The organism is Gemmatimonadota bacterium (assembly GCA_009838845.1).
In the GTDB taxonomy this organism is placed as follows: Bacteria; Latescibacterota; UBA2968; order UBA2968; family UBA2968; genus VXRD01.
Genome location: VXRD01000095.1, coordinates 1 through 19,196, shown reverse-complemented (window position 1 = coordinate 19,196; position 19,196 = coordinate 1). Strand labels below are relative to the sequence as shown.

Here is a 19,196-nt window from a genome sequence, read left to right as displayed (position 1 = left end):
AAGCCCCAGGCGATTTAAAACTTCAACCCGCTCGGACTCTGTCGGCTGCTACCAGAGATCACTTCCGCCACACATACCGGTCGCCGGCGCGGGGCGGGCGCGCCAGCCCTCGTAGATATCTTCATCCTCCCAAATAACGAGCGTCGTAATCTGCGTCTCGTCGGCGAGCGCGTGAAGCGTCTGACGGCTGACAAATCCGGGAGCCTGACTCTGGGCAATACCGTTGCGATTCAAAAGATCGCGAGCCTCATCAACACAATCATCTTTAGCCCAGTGATGCGTAAGAACGCCAATCATCGAAAACCTCCATTCACTGTCTTCTGTTCACCTCACACCTCACACTTCTCCCCCGACTCTTGCGACATCTCGAGCGCCTCGAGCACAGCAACGGGCGTGAGAATTGAGCCATCTGTTTCATCTGTCTCCCCCGTACTAAACATGTGGCAAAAATCGAGAACACCTGTAAGATACGTATTCTCATCGTATCCGATCACGCGATCAGTGCGTCCCTTTTCCCCAATCACAGAAACGTGGAAACCCACACGACCTTCGCCGATGAGATTCATCGTTGAAATCGCGCCACTTGCAGAATAAAGCGTCGCAGTGTGATTTTGCTCCCCGCGATTGAGCTGTACATGCGTAATATCTTGATCGAGCAGACGCACGACCATATCGACCTGATGAATACCATAAAAAAAGACACCGCCATATTCAGAATCAATATCGCAGGGACCCGTCGAAACAACTGAAATAATGCGCCCGAGTTCTCGAACATCTTCTTGCAACTGCGCGAAAGACGCCTGCTTGGGCAAAACCGAAAACGAACACACAGGCACATTGAGTTCACGCGCTCGAGCCAGAAATTTTTTGCCTTCATCGAGACGATAACAAAACGGCTTATCGACAAAAAGAGGAATTTTGGCCTCCAGCAATGGACGCACCGCAGGCAGGTGATATTTGGGATGGCGATGATCCACAATAGCCGCATCGACCTGCCCAATCAGATCTTCGGGATCTTGCACAATATTGGGAATCAGCCCCCGCTCCTGTGCATCTTTCGCATCGTCCGGCGTCTCTCCCCAAACATGGGTAACGCTAAAACCGGACACGAGTTGATCAATATTAATCGTCTTTGCAATCGCCACAGTATGGCTATTCTCTGCGCCAATAATACCAATATTAGGCATCGTATCACTCCTTTCAGTTGTCAGTTATCAACGGTCAACCCCACCCTGCCCCTTTTTTGTTCATCTGCGTCCATCTGCGGATCAGCTCCACAGCCTGTCATTCACCTGTTCATCATTCCACGCATCTGTCGGTTCAAAATAGCCCGGCAAATTGGGATTGATATGTTCTTTAATCGCTTCTTCATTCAAATCAACGCCGAGTCCGGGCGCGTCGGGCACCTGAATATAACCATTTTGAACAATGGGATTGGGCAAGCCCGCAACAAGCGTATTCCACGGTGGATAATCAACCGCGTGGCATTCCAGAACCAGAAAATTATTTGTCGCAGCCGCGCAATGCACGCTCGCCATCGTCGCAACTGGCGTCGCCGCCATATGCAGAGCCATCGCAATACCGTGTTCCTCCGCGTAATCCCCAATCCGCTTAGTCTCGAGAATCCCTCCCGACGTGGCGAGATCCGGGTGAATAATCGAAACGGCTTTATTATCGATCAGCGGCTTGAAATGTTCCAGAAGATAAATATCTTCACCCGTACAAACCGGGGTCGCCGTTGCGTTCTTGAGGCGCACCCATTGATCGGTCAATTGCCATGGAATCATATCTTCCAGCCAGGCGAGATTGAACCGCTCGAGTGCGCGTGCAAGGCGAATACACGACTCCACATTGATATGCCCGAAGTGATCCGCAGCCAAAGGAATCTCATACCCCACAATATCGCGCACAACTCCCACATATTGAACGAGAACATCGATCCCCTTATCGGTAAACTGAATACCCGTAAAAGGATGCATAACCTGCGAGGTTTCCAGCATGCCCGCGGGGGAAGACACCGTACCCGGAATATCTTTGAGCAAACGCACACCAATATCCATCTTCAAAAAAGTAAAACCCTGCTCCATGCGCGCCTTCAAGCGATTGCCCATCTCTTCGGGATTCGGCGTTGTGTGAGTATCGCAATAAATGCGGATCTGATCGCGGAATTTCCCACCTGCGAGCTGATAACAGGGCACGCCATAAGCCTTACCCGCCAGATCCATCAAAGCCATCTCCACGCCACACACGCCGCCACTCTGCCGAGCATGCCACCCGAACTGTTTGATCTTGCGAAACAGCTTATCCACATTACAGGGATTTTCACCCAAAAGCTGGCGCTTCAGTTGCAAAGCGTAAATATGACTGGCCCCATCGCGCACCTCTCCCAAACCGTAGATACCCTGATTGGTATCCAGGCGAATGAGCGTAGAGCGCATAGGCACACCGGAAAGATTGACAACGCGCATATCGGTAATTCTGAGATCTGACGGGGATGAATGGGTATTCATAAAATTCTCCTCTACCTTCTTCCATCACGGGCGCATGGGCGACCCATCCGGAGCCCGCGTTTGCGTCCACTTAATAATCTCATCTTCGGGCGGATATTTTGCAGCGAGATCCTCGTCAATATCAATACCCAGACCGGGATTATCATTGGGATACATATAGCCCTCGCGCACCTCGGGCAGACCGGGAAACATATCATAGACGAGATCGTTGAAACGGCACCACTCCTGAATACCGAAATTGGGCGCCCACAGGTCAAGGTGCAAATTGGCCGCGTGACCAACAGGTGATGTATCGCCGGGACCGTGCCACGCCGTGCGCACATTGTACATATTGGCATAAGCAGCGACATTGCGCGCAGGAGTAATACCACCCATCTGGCTGACGTGCATGCGAATAAAATCAATGAGCCGATCTTGAATAAGAGGCATCCACTCGTGCGGATGATTAAACAGTTCGCCCATAGCCAGGGGCGTGGCGCACTGCGCGCGCATATGGTGAAAATACGCATTGTCTTCCGGCGCGAGAGCATCTTCCAAAAAGAAAAGTTTAAAAGGCTCCACATCTTTGGCGAACTGGATCGCGTCAATCGGACGCAAACGCTCGTGAATATCGTGCAAAAGCTCAATCTCAGGCCCGATCTCCACACGCACATGTTCGATCATATCACACATGCGACGGCAATATTCTCGCGGATGATAATAAGCACCATCGGGCGCACCATCGGGTTTTTGAATCGTATCTGACTGTCCCCCATATCCCCCCATCTGCACGCGGATGTGGCGATAGCCCTGTGCCATAAAGTGACGCACGCTATCCACCACTTCGTACTTGTCGCGCCCACTGGCATGGGCATACGTATCTGCCGCCTCTCGACACTTTCCACCCAAAAGTTGATACACGGGCATGCCCGCGCGTTTGCCCTTAATATCCCACAACGCCTGATCCACCCCCGATATGGCATTATTGAGCACGGGGCCATTGCGCCAGTACCCATTGACCATGCTCATCTGCCAGATTTCCTCAATGCGATCCACATCGCGCCCCATAACAAAAGGCTTGAGATGTTTTTCAATAGCCGTACGCACCGCGTGAAAACGCTGCGTAAATGTCGCGCACCCCACCCCGTAAAGACCGGGTTCCGACGTGATAACTTTGACAATAACGAGCCGCGAACCCGCAGGCTGCGTCACAATGGTTTTGACATCTTTAATGGTTACAATTTCTGGCATATCTGCTCCAATCTTTCACAGACCCTCAGGCAACGCGAGATCAAAGCGCCGCGCGGCTTTGCGGAGTTTTTCCGCCGTACCAGCCGGAATGGGAATACCTTCGGCAGAGCGTTCGGCAAGAGTGCGATTTTCTGGCTCGCCGGGCATGAGAATATCGTCAAAACCATCTGCTCTGGGCAGTGCCTTGAGTTCATCGATCAAATTATCGACGTGGTCTTTGTAATCATCCACATCAACAAAAAAGGAAATATCAATTGCAGCGACAATGCCGTTTTGATTTCTCGAACTCTCGCCCCCGCGCAATACGGGAACGAGCAGAGGATTATCGACCATCAAACTGGACAAACACTGAAAAATAAGGGCAAGACCCGATCCCTTGGGACCACCTGCCGGACGCAGAATAACCCCCTTACGCGCGTCTATCGTCGGATTGCCCGCAGCGTCGAGTGCCCAATCTTCGCCCAGCGGCACGCCCTTATCCTGCGCGAGCTGAAGTTTGCCCCCCGCTGCCACACTGGTCGCCATATCGAGACTGATAGGATCGCGTTTATTTGCCGGAACAGCAACGGCTATCGGACTATTGTGTACACCCGCTGCCTTTGCACCAAAAGGAGCCATATTGGGCGGGCTGCAAACAATGGCAATCCCGGCAAAGCCCTCCTGTGCCGCCATCAAAGAATAATAAGCCATCGCGCCCTGATGCGTGACATCGCTGAGCAACACCCATCCGATCCCCACATTTTTGGCCTTCTCAATGGCTTTTTTCATCGCGGGAACAGTCGCCACAGGCCCAAGAGCGCGGTCGCACGCAATGTGGGCAACCGCTGGCGACTCTTTCACAACGCGAATATTGGGTCGAGGATTCATCGCGCCTGTCTTAATACTGTTGAGATACGAAATAATGCGCAAAACTCCGTGCGAATCAACCCCGCGCAGATTCGCCCAAATAAGCACTTCTGCTTCTATGGCAGCATCTTCGGGCGGCATACCCGCGTTTTCAAAAACCGATTGGATAAACGGTTCGAGGTGTTCTGCGCGAATGCGAATGTCCGACATGGCAATCCTTTCTAATAGGCTTCAAGAGACCTTGACTTTGAAATTTTTTTCCGCTATGCTGTCTGACAAATTAGTTTCGCGTTTTTGAAGCGTCAAGATAATAAATCCCAACGGCAAAAAAGAAAAACAACTTCTGGAGGGCCTACTTATGAAACAGTGCTTTGAACATTATCGGACATTGCGAAAAGAGATGGATGAGTGGTTAGATCAGAGCCGTCGCATGGACCCGCCGAGCAGACATGGCGGAGGCGAAGATGAAGCGAACTATTCGCTGGCGTGGTTCCCCCACTATCTCATCGCCGGAAATGACGGAGTGCGGGAGCACTTTGAACACCTGCGCGATATGCTCGCCGGATGGGTGGAACGAGACTGCCTGCACGGTTATGAACCCGAAGCCGAAGCCCATCACGGAACCGAACCCTTTCTACTCTTTTTGCCGCGTTACCTCGGATTATTTCCCGAAGACGAAAAAGCAAACGCGCTACTACAAGACGCAGCCGAACACATCGGCAACTGGGTTCCGGGCATTCCCGAATGGTTTGACTGGGAGCGCAACCGGTTTTACGGATATTATATTGGCACCCGCACAGTAGGGCGAGACGACGGCTATGACGCCGAAATTGCCGAACACTTCCGCTTTGTCCACATTGCCCTTGCCGCACACAGAATGACGGGACAAGACCGATACCTGGACTGGGCTTTGCAATACGGCAAGCGCCGGGCAGAAATGATTGTCGCCATACCAGATGGTCCCTTGCCCATTGCCTGGGATGCAAACGGACAACCGAGATTTGGCAGGCAGGCGACTGGACAACAAAAAAAGGCGGCACAAGCCGGGCATCACGTCCCTGGTGACCCACTCATCGGAGTCGAAGTAATGCTGGCTTCCGGCGTCATATACGCACTGGGAGATCTATTCGAAGCATCGGGAGACGCTGTATTTCACCAGGCAGCGCGGCGAATTGCAGAACCAATGGTCAACGAATTGATAGACCCGTATTCGGATCCCGGCGCGGCGGCGATTTCCCATTTTCGGCGACAATTCTCCGATCCCTCTCTGGACGAGGCAATTCAGGCACAAATCGCGCGTTTTCCCGATATGCAAGAAGGCGAAATAGCCATGGTCTTTCCACAGGCGCGCCGCCGCGATTGGCCCGGCGTGGGCAAGCGCAACGACATGACCTACTGGGGAATATGGAATGGTGATGGCTCTGTAACACCCACAACAGAACCGAGCACCGCGGCACTAACGCTGGCCTATCAGGTGACGGGTGATGAGCACTATGCCGAACGCGCATTAAAGCAAGCAGCAGACAAGCTGATGATGGCGCGTCGGGTGCTGCGCGGTGGCAGAGAACACGCCGATATGGGTGGCGCAGTCTGTTCGACAGCGGCTGGCCACGGACGCAACTGGGGCATTGGCCCCGTGACCGGATGTTACGGCCCATTGCTTTTGGGCACGCGAGAAGTAAAAAGCAAAGTAACGCCAACAGTCGAAGTAAAACACGCCAATGGCGAGCGCGGTGTTCCCCAACAAATCCTTCCGCTTGTGATCCATTCCGGAACAGATGTGGATGGGGTGATGTTTTACAATGGCGGCGATTCAGACATCTCATTCTCGTGGCGATTTGAGGACAACGGCTGGCAGGTCCTCACAGTGGAAGCTGGCGCAGTTGCCAATTGTGGTGTGACAGGAGTCATGGCATGAAATATCGCACACTGGGACAGACTGGCCTCGAAGTATCGGAAATCGGATTGGGCGCCTTTCCCATCTCTGGAAGACAACAGCGAGCAGATGGAAACATTGAAGTGTGGTCGGGCACAAGCGATGCGGAATCCATAGCCCTGATCCATCGCTGTGAAGAACTCGGTGTGAACTTAATCGACTCTGCGGAAGGCTATGGCGACGGGCACAGCGAAGAACTCGTCGGACGAGCACTACAGGGACGGCGAGACAAATGGATCATTGCGACCAAAGTGCAGCCAAACCGGGACATCGACCAGAACGATGAACAATCAGTACACAACCGGATTGTCGAAGCATGCGAAAACAGCTTAAAACGCATGCAAACGGATTTTATCGACATTTATCAACTGCACGCGATCCCGCACGAATGGGCCATGCCTGTCGTAATGCAAACCCTCGAAAAATTACAACGAGAAGGCAAAATCAGATGGTACGGTATCTCGACCAACAACCGGGAAGCCATCGACAAACTGCGGGTATTGGGCCCCATCCACATCTTGCAGATCGGATACAATTTGTTAGAACGCAGTGCCGACGAATTACTGCACTGGTCAAAAGAACAAAAAATAGGCACACTCATCCGCGTACCCCTTGCAAAGGGCCAATTGACCGGAAAATACTTTGGACAGAATGCCGAGCAAATACCGCAAAACGATTTGCGTTACGAGCGGTTTCAACGTCCTGCAGTGCAAGAGGGATTAAAAAAATTGCCCGAACTTTTGTTTTTGCAAACAGAGCAACGAACCATGGCACAGGCAGCCCTGCGGTTTGTGTTAGACCACCCCGGTGTATCCTGCGTCATTGCCGGCGCAAAAAATCGACAACAAGTTGAAGACAACACAGCGACATCAGACATGCCACCGCTCACACGGGAAGAACTATCTCGCGCCCTTCCCATCGCAGATGTGATTGGCACAGCGGGATGGATTGGGTGAATCAGGAGGATTATCATGAAAATCACTGCATTAAAAACATTCATTGCGCCCACAACGGGAAATTTTTTCGTCAAAGTCGAAACAGACGAAGGTATTTACGGCCTGGGAGAAGCGGGCGTAATACATCGCGGAACCGCGATAGCCGAAGTAATCCGTTCGTTTTCCCCAGACGTTATCGGGCAAGACCCCTTTCGGATCGAATATTTGTGGCAGGTCATGTTTCGCGGCGGATTTTTTCCAGGCGGCGTGGTACAGTCAGCGGCAGTGAGCGCCGTTGACATCGCGCTCTGGGACATCAAAGGCAAAGCTCTGGGCGTACCCGTCTATGAACTCCTGGGCGGAAGAACCCGCGACAAAGTGGCGTGTTATCCGCATGTTGGCGATAAGAACAATATCGATCGGCTGGTCGCAAACTGTGTGCAACGACAGGAAGAAGGCTGGAAATTTGCCCGATGGAGCATGAGCGATCCCACAGATCCCAATGTATTTGAACCTTCGCGCGCCGTGCGTTACGGCATCGAACAGGTAAAAGCCGTGCGCGAAGCCTGTGGCGATGAATTCGAAATCTGCGTAGATGTTCACACGCGACTGGATCCCACCTGGGTCATTGCATATTGCAAAGGCGTGGAACCCTATCGCCCATTTTTTATCGAAGACCCATTGCGAAGTGAAAGCACGCAGAGCCTGCGCCTCGTGCGACAAAATACGCATCTGCCTCTGGCCATTGGCGAACAATTCGATAGCAAGTGGAAATTTCAGCAGGTAATCGAAGAAGATTTGATGGACTATTGCCGCGTTGACCTCTGCATTGCGGGCGGTTTTACCGAAGCAAAAAAGATCGCGGGCTGGTGCGAGGCACATTATATTCACCTGGCCCCCCACAATCCGCTGGGACCCGTGTCAACAGCCGCGTGTTTGCACCTGTGTCTATCCTCTTCTCTCGTCGGCGTACAAGAATTGCCCAGACCCACCATGACCACCTTGACAGATGTATTCCCCAAACAAATGCCCTACGCAGACGGCCATCTGCTCGTCCCCGAAGGACCGGGATTGGGCATTGAATTTAACGAAGACGCGATTGCAGACGCATCCCCTCCCGAACCATCTACAGGCTGGGGTTACCGCCGCGAAGACGGATCGTACGCAAATTGGTAAAAAAGAAGTATTAAAGATGCGGATACAATAGTACCTCGGCCTGCTCGCATTGATTTATTTGCGCGCCCAACGCACAACTTTAATACAACTCAGAAGCATCTGTATGTATCCATCTTTTCAGGAGAATAATCATGAAAATCACTGCATTAAAAACATTCGTCGTTCCCACAACGGGAAATTTTTTCGTCAAAGTTGAAACAGACGAAGGAATTTACGGATTGGGAGAAGCGGGCTTAAAGCGCCGCGGAACCGCGATTGCCGAAGTGATCCGTTCGTTTTCTCCAGACGTCATCGGGCAAGACCCCTTTCGGATCGAACATTTGTGGCAAGTTATGTTTCGCGGCGGATTTTTCCCCGGCGGCGTGGTACAGTCATCGGCAGTAAGCGCCGTTGATATCGCGCTCTGGGATATCAAAGGCAAAGCCCTGGGCGTACCCGTCTATGAACTACTGGGCGGAAGAACCCGCGACAAAGTGGCGTGTTATCCGCATATTGGCGAACGGGACAATATCGACCGCCTGGTCGAAAATTGTAAACAACGACAGGAAGAAGGCTGGAAATTTGTGCGATGGGGCCTGAGCGACCCCACAGACCCCAATGTATTTGAACCTTCGCGCGCCGTACGTCACGGCATCAAACAGGTAGAAGCCGTGCGCGAAGCCTGTGGCGATGAAATAGAAATCTGCGTAGATGTTCACACGCGACTGGACCCCGCCTGGGTCATTGCATATTGCAAAGGCGTGGAACCCTATCGCCCATTTTTTATCGAAGACCCATTGCGAAGCGAAAGCACGCAGAGCCTGCGCCTCGTGCGACAAAATACGCATCTGCCCTTAGCCATCGGCGAACAATTCGATAGCAAGTGGAAATTCCAGCAAGTAATCGAAGAAGATTTAATGGACTATTGCCGCGTTGACCTCTGCATTGCGGGTGGTTTGACCGAAGCTAAAAAAATCGCGGGCTGGTGCGAGACACATTATATTCACCTGGCTCCCCACAATCCACTGGGACCCGTGTCAACAGCCGCGTGTTTGCACCTGTGTCTATCGTCTTCTCTCGTCGGCGTACAGGAATTGCCCAGACCGCCCATGACCACCTTGACAGATGTATTCCCCAAACAAATGCCCTACGCAGACGGTCACTTGCTCGTCCCCGAAGGACCGGGATTGGGCATTGAATTTAACGAAGACGCGCTTGCAGACGCATCCCCTCCCGAACCCTCTACAGGATCGGGATTCCGCCGCGCGGACGGCTCTTACACAAATTGGTAAAAAAGGAATTAAAGATGCGGAAACAACACCCCGGCTTATTCGCACTAATCGCTTGCATTCTCCTGCAGCCGGCCGCGGTAATCGCCCAAACCTCATTCCAATTTCAATACGGCAAACTCACAAACCCGTTTTCCGGAGCCGAGGAATACACCTCTATCCTCACCGTGCAACAGGCAGCACAGTGGCGATATGGCGACAGTTTCTTTTTTATTGACTTTTTGGAAGACGGCGTTCCAGACGGCTTCAACGACAAAAGTATCTACGGCGAATGGTATCCGACCCTCAGCATTGGCAAACTGACGAACACAGAGATCAGCATCGGTCCCATCAGAGATATTTCCATAATCGCTGGATTCAATGCCGATTCCGATGCCAATGTCCTCAAATACCTGCCCGGCGTCCGGGCTTCGTGGAACGTGCCTGGCTTCTTCTTTGTCAACACCGACCTGACCGCCCTGGTCGACGCCAGCAGCGGCACAGCGCACGGCGGCGCGCCCACAACGAGCAACAGCTTTGTATTCGACATCAATTGGGGAACAGCCTTCGGGACCGACAGCCAGACCTTCGGTTTCTTCGGCCATGCAGAATACATCGGTTCTCAGACCAACGAATTTGGCAGCGAAGTCAAAAGCTGGCTCCTCGTGCAGCCACAACTCACCTATGACTTGAGCAAAGCGATAAACGGCGAGGGCAACACGCTCTTTGTCGGCATAGAATACCAGTACTGGTGGAACAAACTCGGCACCACCACTACCGAAAATGTCGTGCAATTACTGGTCGTGTGGCAACTCTGAGAGGCGAATAAACGAATAGACGAACCCCGCCCCACTACCCAAAATCACTACGAACTCCTTCGTTGATTCGTTGATTCGTTGATTCGTTGATTCGTTGATTTTTAAAAAGGAATTTCACCATGAAAGTGCGAATTGGCATCATCGGTTGTGCGCGAATACTAAACGCCCATTTGCGTGGCTATAAAATCCTCCAGGAAAACGGTTTTGGCGACCTATTTCAGATCACGGCTTTGTGCGCGCGCAAAGAAGAAGACGCCCATCGCTTCCGCAAGCGAGGCGAGGGACCCGGTCCTCGTCCCGCACCTGTTGACGCGCCCGGGGATCCGCTCAATGCGCCGCATTCATTTATCAGTGACCTGCATCCCGATAGCGATGCAGAAGTGTACACCAACTACAACGAAATGTTGGAAAAGGGCAAAATCGACGCAGTGATCATTTTGACCGGACACGACAACCACCACAGCATCGCCATCGATGCCATGAGAGCAGGCAAACACGTCTCGGTCGAAAAACCAATGGCAATCTCGGTCAAAGCAGCCCAGCGAATGTGCGAAGTCGCCGACGAAACCGGACAAATTTTGAGCATAGACGAAAATGTGAATTTCAATCCCTCTACCTGGGCCAGCCAGTGGGCTGTAGAAAAGGGCCTCATTGGCGATGTACAAATGCTCTATCGCGGCGTCATCGGATTTCGCAATTCGCGTCCAGACCTCGTAGCTGCGCGAACGCCCTGGCGCCAGAGTAAACTGGGGGCGGGTGGAGGCGTTGCCATCGATCTGGGCGTCCACCTTTTTAACGGCGTCCGCACAATTTGTGGACCCGTAAAATCCATTCAAGCCCTGTGGCGCACGCTCGAATCTGTGCGCGTCTTGATGTCCGACGATGATCGCGCCGTAGTCGATCAAATCGAAAATCAGGTGGATGATGCTTTTTTTGCCAACTTTGAATTTGAAAACGGTGGCATCGGGCACATGGCTGTATCGAGAAGCGCGCGGGGAACACAGGTCGGCGTACCGGGCGGCACGAATATTTGGGGCAGCAAAGGAGCGATCTCAGACGGGCAATTATTTGGCGAAGACGGTACATCGGAAAATGTGGAAGATCGATTTCAACGCGAAGCCGATCCATCGCGCATATCCGAAGTCATGCCGAGCGGAATCACCGATGCATTTGCGCTTGAGAACCTGAACTGGCTGCAAGCCATCGCAAACGGCAAACCCATCCAGATGAGCGGCGAAGAAGGCACCATCGACCTGGCATTGAGCTATGCGATTCTCGAATCTGGCATGCTCGGACGCGCCGTCACTTTAGACGAAATGTTAAAAGGTGAAGTGGATGGGTATCAGAAAGAAATCAATGACTATTACGGATTATAATCCTGGAGCACGCGATGAAAATCTCACCAGAACACCGGCAACAGTTAGACGAACAGGGCTATGTAATCATCCCCAATGTACTCTCTGAATCCGAGATATCGCACTATCGCGCACTACTGCTACGCCTCGCTGAACAAGAGCGCGGAGATGGCTCGGGACGGGTGCATACCAGTGGCAGGGGCCAGCATGTGCGGTGGCTGGTGAACAAGGGAAAACCATTTGAAAAGCTGGTGGCACATCCCAAAGTCGTGCCCTATTTTGAATATATGCTGGGCGAAGATTATACCCTCAGCACACTCACGTCAAATGTGATTTATCCGGGCGCCGAAGACAACGCGTTTCACGTTGATAATGCGCTTGGCAAAATGCCAGAGCCGCTGCCCTCATTCCCCATGTTTGTCAACACCCTGTGGCTCCTGAACGACTTTACCCCACAAAACGGGGGCACGCGCTTTGTGCCCGGCAGCCATAGGTTCTTAAAAAAGCCCCCGCCAACAGACCATCCACACGCGCTTTGCCATCCCGACGAAATGCGGCTCTCAGCCCCAAAAGGCTCAGTATTCTTGTTCAACGGCGCAATATGGCACGCCACAGGATCCAACCGCACAGATGACGCCCGCGTATGCCTGATCTGCTTTTGCTGCCGATCATTTCTAAAGCCGATGTTCGATTTTGTACACTACCTCAAACCCGAAGTGGTGGATCGAGCCACGCCGGAAATGAAGCGCATCTACGGATTTAATTCTCAACCCCAACCGCCGGATGTGCGCGATTAAACTGACCTCACAAATGTACGCATTAATCGCGCCCCCGATTCACCGTTGAATCGGGGATATTTTTGGATAATCCAACAAAAGAGGCAAGAGAGGCAAGCCATGAAAATTACCGACGTCAAAGCCACAACATTGAAGGGCTACAAAGATTGGAACTACGTGAAAGTAGAAACCGATGCTGGCATATCGGGCATAGGTGAAGCACATCCGGGCGAAGGCATAACCGATGCGGTGACAAAATGCTTGCGCCCCATGCTCATCGGGCAAAATCCCCTGAATGTCGAGCCACTCTACACGCGGATGCTCGACCGTTCTACTGGGCAATCTACCGCCGGGATACTCCTCGGCGCAATCGGCGGTGTGGAAACAGCACTTTGGGATGTCGCGGGCAAAGCCATTGGCGTGCCAGTCTATCAATTACTCGGCGGAAAATATCGAGACCGACTGCGGATGTACGCCGATGTGGGCAGGGGACGAAATCGTACAAACACCCCCGAGACATGGGCCGAGCGCGCCAAAGAGGGCGTGGCAGATGGGTATCAGTCCATCAAATTCGACATCGACGGATCGGCAAACGAATTGCAACATGACCCCGTAGATCGCGGGTTATCACTCGCCGAATTGGACAAAATGGAAGCCATGGTATCCGCAGTCCGCGACGCCGTCGGATACGACATCGACCTGTGCATTGACTGCCACGGAAAATACAATGTGCGCGACGTACTCTTACTCGCCCAGCGCCTGGAAAAATTCAACCTGATGTTCCTCGAAGACCCCGTACCCCCGGAAAATATCGACGCCATGGGCAAAGTAACAGCTTCGACATCCATACCGATCTGTACGGGCGAATGGGTCCACCGCAGAGATGGATTTCGCAGGCTAATTGAGAATCAGGCATGCGACATGCTACACATCGATATCTCAGCGACCGGCGGCATGCTGGAAGGCAAAAAAATCGCAGATCTGGCAGACCTATACTACATGCCCGCCGCGTTCCACAACATCGTATCGCCGCTGGGCATGGTGGCATCCGCGCATGTAGGCGCAACCGTGCGAAATCTCCACACTCTGGAACTGCCCTACCATGCAGACCAGATAGAATGGCGCTGGGACCTCGTGATCAGCGACGAGCCATTAATTCAGGATGGACAATTTATCCTCCCAGAAAAACCGGGCCTCGGCGTCGAATTTAACGAGGACTTGGCACGCGCGAATGTAAAAGAAGGGTATGATTTCTTCTGAATCGAAAAATTGGAGGACATGCAATGAGAGACCACTACACCTACCGCATCACATGGTCTCCTGAAGACAACGCGCATGTGGGTCTATGCGCTGAATTCCCATCGCTAAGCTGGCTGGCACCTACTCCCGATGAGGCTTTGGACGGCATCCAGCGACTTGTGCGCGAATGCCTTGCAGACATGCAAAGAACAGGAGAAGCGATTTAACCAACTTTAGTCGTTGACAAGGGATGGCAGATTTCTATATTGATGCGGCTTTTGAGAAAATCTTAGATGCACATAGAAAAAGGAGACACTATGGAACTCAACATCGGCATGATCGGATATTCATTCATGGGCAAAGCGCACAGCAATGGATTCCGCCAATTGCCCGCATTTTTTCCCGAACTCGGTGTAACACCCGTATTAAAAGTAATCTGTGGACGCAACCCCGACGCCGTAAAAGATGCGGCTGAAACATATCAATGGGAAGAATACGAAACCGACTGGGAAAAAGTCGTCAATCGAGACGACATCGACGTCATCGACATCTGCACACCTGGCGACCAGCACCTGCCCATGGCACTCGCCGCATTGAAAGCCGGCAAACACGTCATCTGTGAAAAACCCCTCACAAACACCCTCGCAGAAGCCAGAGAATTGTTGGCCGTGGCAGAAAACACAAACAAAAAAACCATGGTTGCATTCAACTACCGCCGCGTACCCGCAGTGGCATTGGCGCGGCAACTGATCGCCGAAGGGCGGATTGGAGAAATTTATCACTGGCGCGCCGTGTACTTGCAAGACTGGATCATCGACCCCGACTTCCCACTCGTCTGGCGATTGGAAAAAGACAAAGCGGGTTCGGGACCACACGGCGATCTGAACGCGCACATCATCGACCTCGCCCTGCATCTCGTAGGTAATATCGACAGCGTAGTCGGCGCAGATACCACCTTCATCAAAGAACGCCCGCTACTCGAAGCCGTTGATGGGGGCCTGGGGGCGCAAGGCGGCGAACAAATGGGCCAGGTGACCGTTGACGATGCCACCATGTTTTTGGCCCGGTTCCAAAACGGCGCACTCGGCACATTTGAAGCCACGCGATTTGCCGCCGGACGGCGCAACTACAACCATTTTGAAATCAACGGAAGCAAAGGCAGCATCGCATTCAACCTGCAAAAAATGAACGAATTGCAATTCTACTCGCGCGACGACGAAGATCACATCCAGGGCTTCCGCGAAATTATCGTAGGTGAAGGCAGCCAACCCTTTATGGGCGCGTGGTGGCCGCCGGGACACATTATTGGCTGGGAACACACATTCACACACGAATTCAGGGATTTCTTTGAAGCGATTGCACAGGACGGAACCTTTTCCCCCGACTTTGCCGAAGGCACCAAGGTACAGGCCGTTCTGGAAGCCGTAGTCGATTCGGCAGCGACAAAAACCTGGCAGGATGTGCCAAAAATTTGAGTTAAAATAGGAGTGAAAAATGGCAAGACCAGTTACGTTATTCACCGGACAATGGGCGGACTTGACACTGGAAGTCATGTTGCAAAAAGCCAGAGACTTTGGCTATGACGGCGTGGAACTCGCCTGTTGGGGCGACCACATGGACGTGCGCGAAGCCGCATCGAACGACGGCTATGTACGCGAAAAAAAGGAATTGCTCGAACAATACGGCATGCAGTGCTTCGCCATTAGCAATCACCTGGCCGGGCAGGCCGTATGCGACAACATCGACGCGCGGCACGAGGCAATCTTGCCGCCCCATGTATGGGGCGATGGCGACCCCGAAGGCGTGCAACAACGCGCCGCCGAAGAGATGATAGCAACAGCCGAAGCAGCAAAAGCCATGGGCCTGACCGTGGTCAATGGCTTTACCGGATCCTCAATCTGGCATCTGTTGTATTCTTTCCCTCCGGTGTCACCCGATCAGATCGACGCGGGGTTTAGCGACTTTGCGGATCGCTGGAATCCGATTCTGGATGTCTTTCAAAAGAACGACGTGCGATTCGCACTCGAAGTGCATCCAACGGAAATCGCATTTGATATAGCTTCATCTGCCCGGGCATTAAAGGCACTGGAGAACCGACCGGAATTTGGCTTCAATTACGACCCCAGCCATCTGGTCTATCAAAATGTGGATTATGTCGGCTTTATCCGCGAGTTCAGCGACCGGATCTATCACGTCCACATGAAAGACTCTTACCTGTCGCCCAACCCCAAACGAGCGGGTATATTTGGTGGGCATACAAATTTCGGCGACCCAGATCGCAGTTGGGATTTTCGCTCGGTGGGTCGCGGTAGCGTGGATTTTGAAGAAATCATTCGCGCATTAAACGACATTGGCTACGATGGACCGCTCTCCGTCGAGTGGGAAGATTCGGGCATGGACCGCGAACACGGCGCAACCGAATCCTGCGCCTTTGTCAATGAGATCGACTTTGAACCCTCAGAAGTGGCATTTGACGCGGCGTTTGAAGAATAGCTTTCAGCAATCAACTTTCAGCGGTCAGCCCTCCCATCCACCACCCCAACAGGACGGAATAGTGAGGGCTGACATTTTTTTGGGGAACACAATGGCACGCTATCTATTTCTCGCAATATTGATGCTAATAACCGCTTGCGGACAACAGACCGGGCGCACGGTTGTTTTTGGGCGCGGTGGCGATTCCGTGGGACTGGATCCCGCGCTGGAGACAGACGGCGAATCGTTTAAAGTATGCGATAACATTTACGAAACACTCGTCGCATTTGTGCCCGAACGCACCGACCTCGCACCCGGATTAGCGACTTCCTGGCAAGCGTCAGAAGATGGATTAACCTGGACATTTCAGTTGCGCGAAAATGTCGTCTTTCACGACAACACGCCCTTTAACGCCGATGCCGTCGTCTTTTCACTCGCGCGGCAATTCAAGCCCGATCACCCTTTCAACAAAGTAGAAGGCGCGTATCAATACTGGGCAGGCATGTCCATGAGCGACATCGTAAAAGACGTCCACAAAATAGACGACCTGACCGTATCCATTGACCTGAAACGCCCCAACGCACCTTTTCTCGCAAATCTGACAATGAATTTTTGCGCCATAGTCAGCCCTGTTGCCGTCGAAAAATGGGGAGCTGATTTTGCTCGGCATCCCGTGGGCACAGGTCCATTTCGCTTTGTCGAATGGATAAAAGACGACCGCGTGGTATTGGAACGCAATACCGATTATTGGGGACCAGCCCCCAAAATTGATCGCCTGATTTTTAGAAGCATTCCCGAAAACTCCGTCCGACTAATCGCCCTAACCCAGGGATCTATCGACGGCATGGACAACCTCGTGCCAGACTTCTTACCGACAATTGAATCAGACGAAAACCTCGCCTTGCTGTCCCAGCCGGGAATGAACGTGGGCTATCTGGCGATGAACATGGACAAAGAGCCATTCCAGAACCTCAATGTGCGGCGCGCCATAAACCATGCAATCAACAAACAGGCCCTGATCGACAACCTGTATCAGGGATTGGCCATTCCAGCAGTCAATCCCATTCCGCCGACGGTCTGGAGCTATCGGCAAGAAACACCTGGCTATGAATACGACCCGGAAAAAGCCCGAACACTCCTATCCGAAGCGGGATTCCCAAACGGATTCAAAACCACCCTCTGGGCCATGCCCGTACCGCGTCCCTATATGCCACAACCCCAGAAAATCGCCCAGGCGATCCAGGCCGATTTACAAACAGTTGGCATCGAAGCTGAAATCGTCACTTATGAATGGGGAACATATCTGGACAAAGTCCAACGCGGGCAGCACGACATGGCATTGCTGGGCTGGACCGGGGACAACGGCGACCCCGACAACTTCCTCTATATTCTGCTGGACAAAAGCGCGACCCAAATGCCGGCCAATAATATTGCCTTTTACCGCAGCGACCCATTGCACGACATATTGGTAGCTGCCCAGAAAGAATCCGACAAAGCAAAACGCACGGTCCTGTATCAAAAAGCACAAGAAATCGTCTTTCACGACGCCCCCTGGGTACCTCTCGTACACTCGACCCAAACAGCGGCATTCCGCACCCGCGTCAAAGGCTTTAAGCTACACCCCACCGGGAGCAAATGGTTTCACGATGTGATGATTGAAGAGTAACCGATCAGACGGGAATGGCGTAAGAAGGGGCAACCTATCGAAAAAAATGGAATCTGGGACAAATTTTGGACGACAAGACAAATTTTTGATATTAATTTTGTAAACGCTTGTATTATACTATGAACAATTTTTCATAGATGTCTAAAAAAATGCTGTTCACGCAGATGAAGGTGTCTCAGATGTGATGCCATGCGCTATTTATACAAGAGATCGGAGCGACCAGTTAGGCAAATCTATTCACACTATTGTGTGGCTACAGTCTTAAATGAAAAGAGAAACCAATGCGTAACCTGATTTTGTTCACATTATCCACACTCGCGCTTTTGATACATCCGCTATTTCTTCCAGCGCAAAATAGCTTTTCTTTTTCCATAGATGCGAACACTGCGGCGGGTGATCAAGCGATCACATCTGTTAATGTATCTCCGGATTTTGATGGCGATGGTATAGTTGGCTTCTCTGACTTTTTGGCGTTGTCAGGTCTGTTTGGGTCACGTCAGGGCGATGGGAGGTATGAAGCGAAGTATGATCTGGACAGCGACGGCGCAATTGGATTTTCCGATTTTCTGATCTTTAGTGCCAGCTTTGGCAAAGAGGTATCTCCCCCTGATGGTGCAACGCAGGTTGCCATCCCTGATACAAATCTGCGTGTGGTCATTGCGGACAGTCTCGGCAAGGCGAGCGATGCACCAATCACGCAGGCAGAGATGGCGACCTTAACTCGCCTTGCTGCACCGAACAAGAATATTCGCGATCTGACCGGGCTTGAGTTTGCGACTAATCTGACAGCGTTGGATCTCGGTGAATCGAATGTGTTTGTAGGGGAGCGGATAGAGTGGGTAAACAGTAACGAGATATCCAACCTTTCGCCCCTATCTAATTTGACCAGTCTGGAAACGCTGTATCTTTCCAGCAACAACATATCGAATGTGACACCCCTATCTAACTTGACCAGTCTGGAACGGCTGTTTCTTGAAAACAACAGCATAT

The 19,196-nt window shown here is 52.2% G+C and carries 17 protein-coding genes and 1 pseudogene; 13 read left to right on the top strand and 5 right to left on the bottom strand.

Annotated elements, in window-relative coordinates:
• Window positions 1-48 precede the first annotated feature (48 nt).
• From F4Y39_12050 to F4Y39_12030, 5 genes are all read right to left on the bottom strand, one after another.
• On the bottom strand, window positions 49-297 hold the full coding sequence (locus tag F4Y39_12050; GenBank protein ID MYC14450.1) for a hypothetical protein: 249 nt from the start codon (window positions 295-297) through the stop codon (window positions 49-51).
• 32 nt (window positions 298-329) lie between these two features.
• Entirely contained in the window at window positions 330-1,187 is an 858-nt protein-coding gene (locus tag F4Y39_12045) for a hypothetical protein (GenBank protein MYC14449.1), read from the bottom strand.
• Window positions 1,188-1,268: 81 nt separating this feature from the next.
• Window positions 1,269-2,510, bottom strand: coding sequence for a mandelate racemase/muconate lactonizing enzyme family protein (locus F4Y39_12040; protein MYC14448.1), 1,242 nt, complete (start codon window positions 2,508-2,510; stop codon window positions 1,269-1,271).
• 24 nt (window positions 2,511-2,534) lie between these two features.
• A complete protein-coding gene (locus F4Y39_12035) occupies window positions 2,535-3,740 on the bottom strand; it encodes a starvation-sensing protein RspA (GenBank protein ID MYC14447.1) in 1,206 nt (401 codons plus the stop codon).
• Window positions 3,741-3,755: 15 nt separating this feature from the next.
• The gene (locus F4Y39_12030; GenBank protein MYC14446.1) at window positions 3,756-4,796 is read right to left on the bottom strand and encodes an Ldh family oxidoreductase; all 1,041 of its coding nucleotides are present in this window, start codon (window positions 4,794-4,796) and stop codon (window positions 3,756-3,758) included.
• Window positions 4,797-4,944: 148 nt separating this feature from the next.
• Between F4Y39_12030 and F4Y39_12025 the strand changes: the two genes are divergently transcribed.
• From F4Y39_12025 to F4Y39_11965, 13 genes and pseudogenes are all read left to right on the top strand, one after another.
• Window positions 4,945-6,504 (top strand): hypothetical protein, encoded by a 1,560-nt coding sequence (locus tag F4Y39_12025; GenBank protein MYC14445.1) that lies wholly within the window; start codon window positions 4,945-4,947, stop codon window positions 6,502-6,504.
• On the top strand, window positions 6,501-7,478 hold the full coding sequence (locus F4Y39_12020; GenBank protein ID MYC14444.1) for an aldo/keto reductase: 978 nt from the start codon (window positions 6,501-6,503) through the stop codon (window positions 7,476-7,478). The genes F4Y39_12025 and F4Y39_12020 overlap by 4 nt, the downstream gene beginning before the upstream one ends.
• 15 nt (window positions 7,479-7,493) lie before the next feature.
• Window positions 7,494-8,633: a galactonate dehydratase gene (gene dgoD, locus F4Y39_12015; GenBank protein ID MYC14443.1), complete on the top strand. Its 1,140-nt coding sequence runs from the start codon at window positions 7,494-7,496 to the stop codon at window positions 8,631-8,633.
• Between the two features lie 131 nt (window positions 8,634-8,764).
• On the top strand, window positions 8,765-9,904 hold the full coding sequence (gene dgoD, locus F4Y39_12010) for a galactonate dehydratase (GenBank protein ID MYC14442.1): 1,140 nt from the start codon (window positions 8,765-8,767) through the stop codon (window positions 9,902-9,904).
• A 14-nt stretch (window positions 9,905-9,918) separates the two neighbouring features.
• On the top strand, window positions 9,919-10,698 hold the full coding sequence (locus F4Y39_12005; protein ID MYC14441.1) for a nucleoside-binding protein: 780 nt from the start codon (window positions 9,919-9,921) through the stop codon (window positions 10,696-10,698).
• A gap of 119 nt (window positions 10,699-10,817) precedes the next feature.
• Window positions 10,818-12,074, top strand: coding sequence for a Gfo/Idh/MocA family oxidoreductase (locus F4Y39_12000; GenBank protein MYC14440.1), 1,257 nt, complete (start codon window positions 10,818-10,820; stop codon window positions 12,072-12,074).
• Window positions 12,075-12,088: 14 nt separating this feature from the next.
• Entirely contained in the window at window positions 12,089-12,850 is a 762-nt protein-coding gene (locus tag F4Y39_11995; GenBank protein MYC14439.1) for a hypothetical protein, read from the top strand.
• A gap of 99 nt (window positions 12,851-12,949) precedes the next feature.
• A complete protein-coding gene (locus F4Y39_11990; GenBank protein MYC14438.1) occupies window positions 12,950-14,089 on the top strand; it encodes a mandelate racemase/muconate lactonizing enzyme family protein in 1,140 nt (379 codons plus the stop codon).
• Between the two features lie 23 nt (window positions 14,090-14,112).
• Window positions 14,113-14,274, top strand: a pseudogene (locus tag F4Y39_11985) (toxin-antitoxin system HicB family antitoxin).
• A gap of 111 nt (window positions 14,275-14,385) precedes the next feature.
• Complete coding sequence (locus F4Y39_11980; protein MYC14437.1) at window positions 14,386-15,543, top strand: Gfo/Idh/MocA family oxidoreductase; 1,158 nt, start codon at window positions 14,386-14,388, stop codon at window positions 15,541-15,543.
• A gap of 19 nt (window positions 15,544-15,562) precedes the next feature.
• On the top strand, window positions 15,563-16,561 hold the full coding sequence (locus F4Y39_11975) for a sugar phosphate isomerase/epimerase (protein ID MYC14436.1): 999 nt from the start codon (window positions 15,563-15,565) through the stop codon (window positions 16,559-16,561).
• A 91-nt stretch (window positions 16,562-16,652) separates the two neighbouring features.
• Window positions 16,653-18,206, top strand: a complete 1,554-nt coding sequence (locus F4Y39_11970) for an ABC transporter substrate-binding protein (protein MYC14435.1) — start codon at window positions 16,653-16,655, stop codon at window positions 18,204-18,206.
• Window positions 18,207-18,487: 281 nt separating this feature from the next.
• A partial coding sequence (locus tag F4Y39_11965; GenBank protein MYC14434.1) for a hypothetical protein occupies window positions 18,488-19,196 on the top strand: 709 nt, incomplete at its 3' end.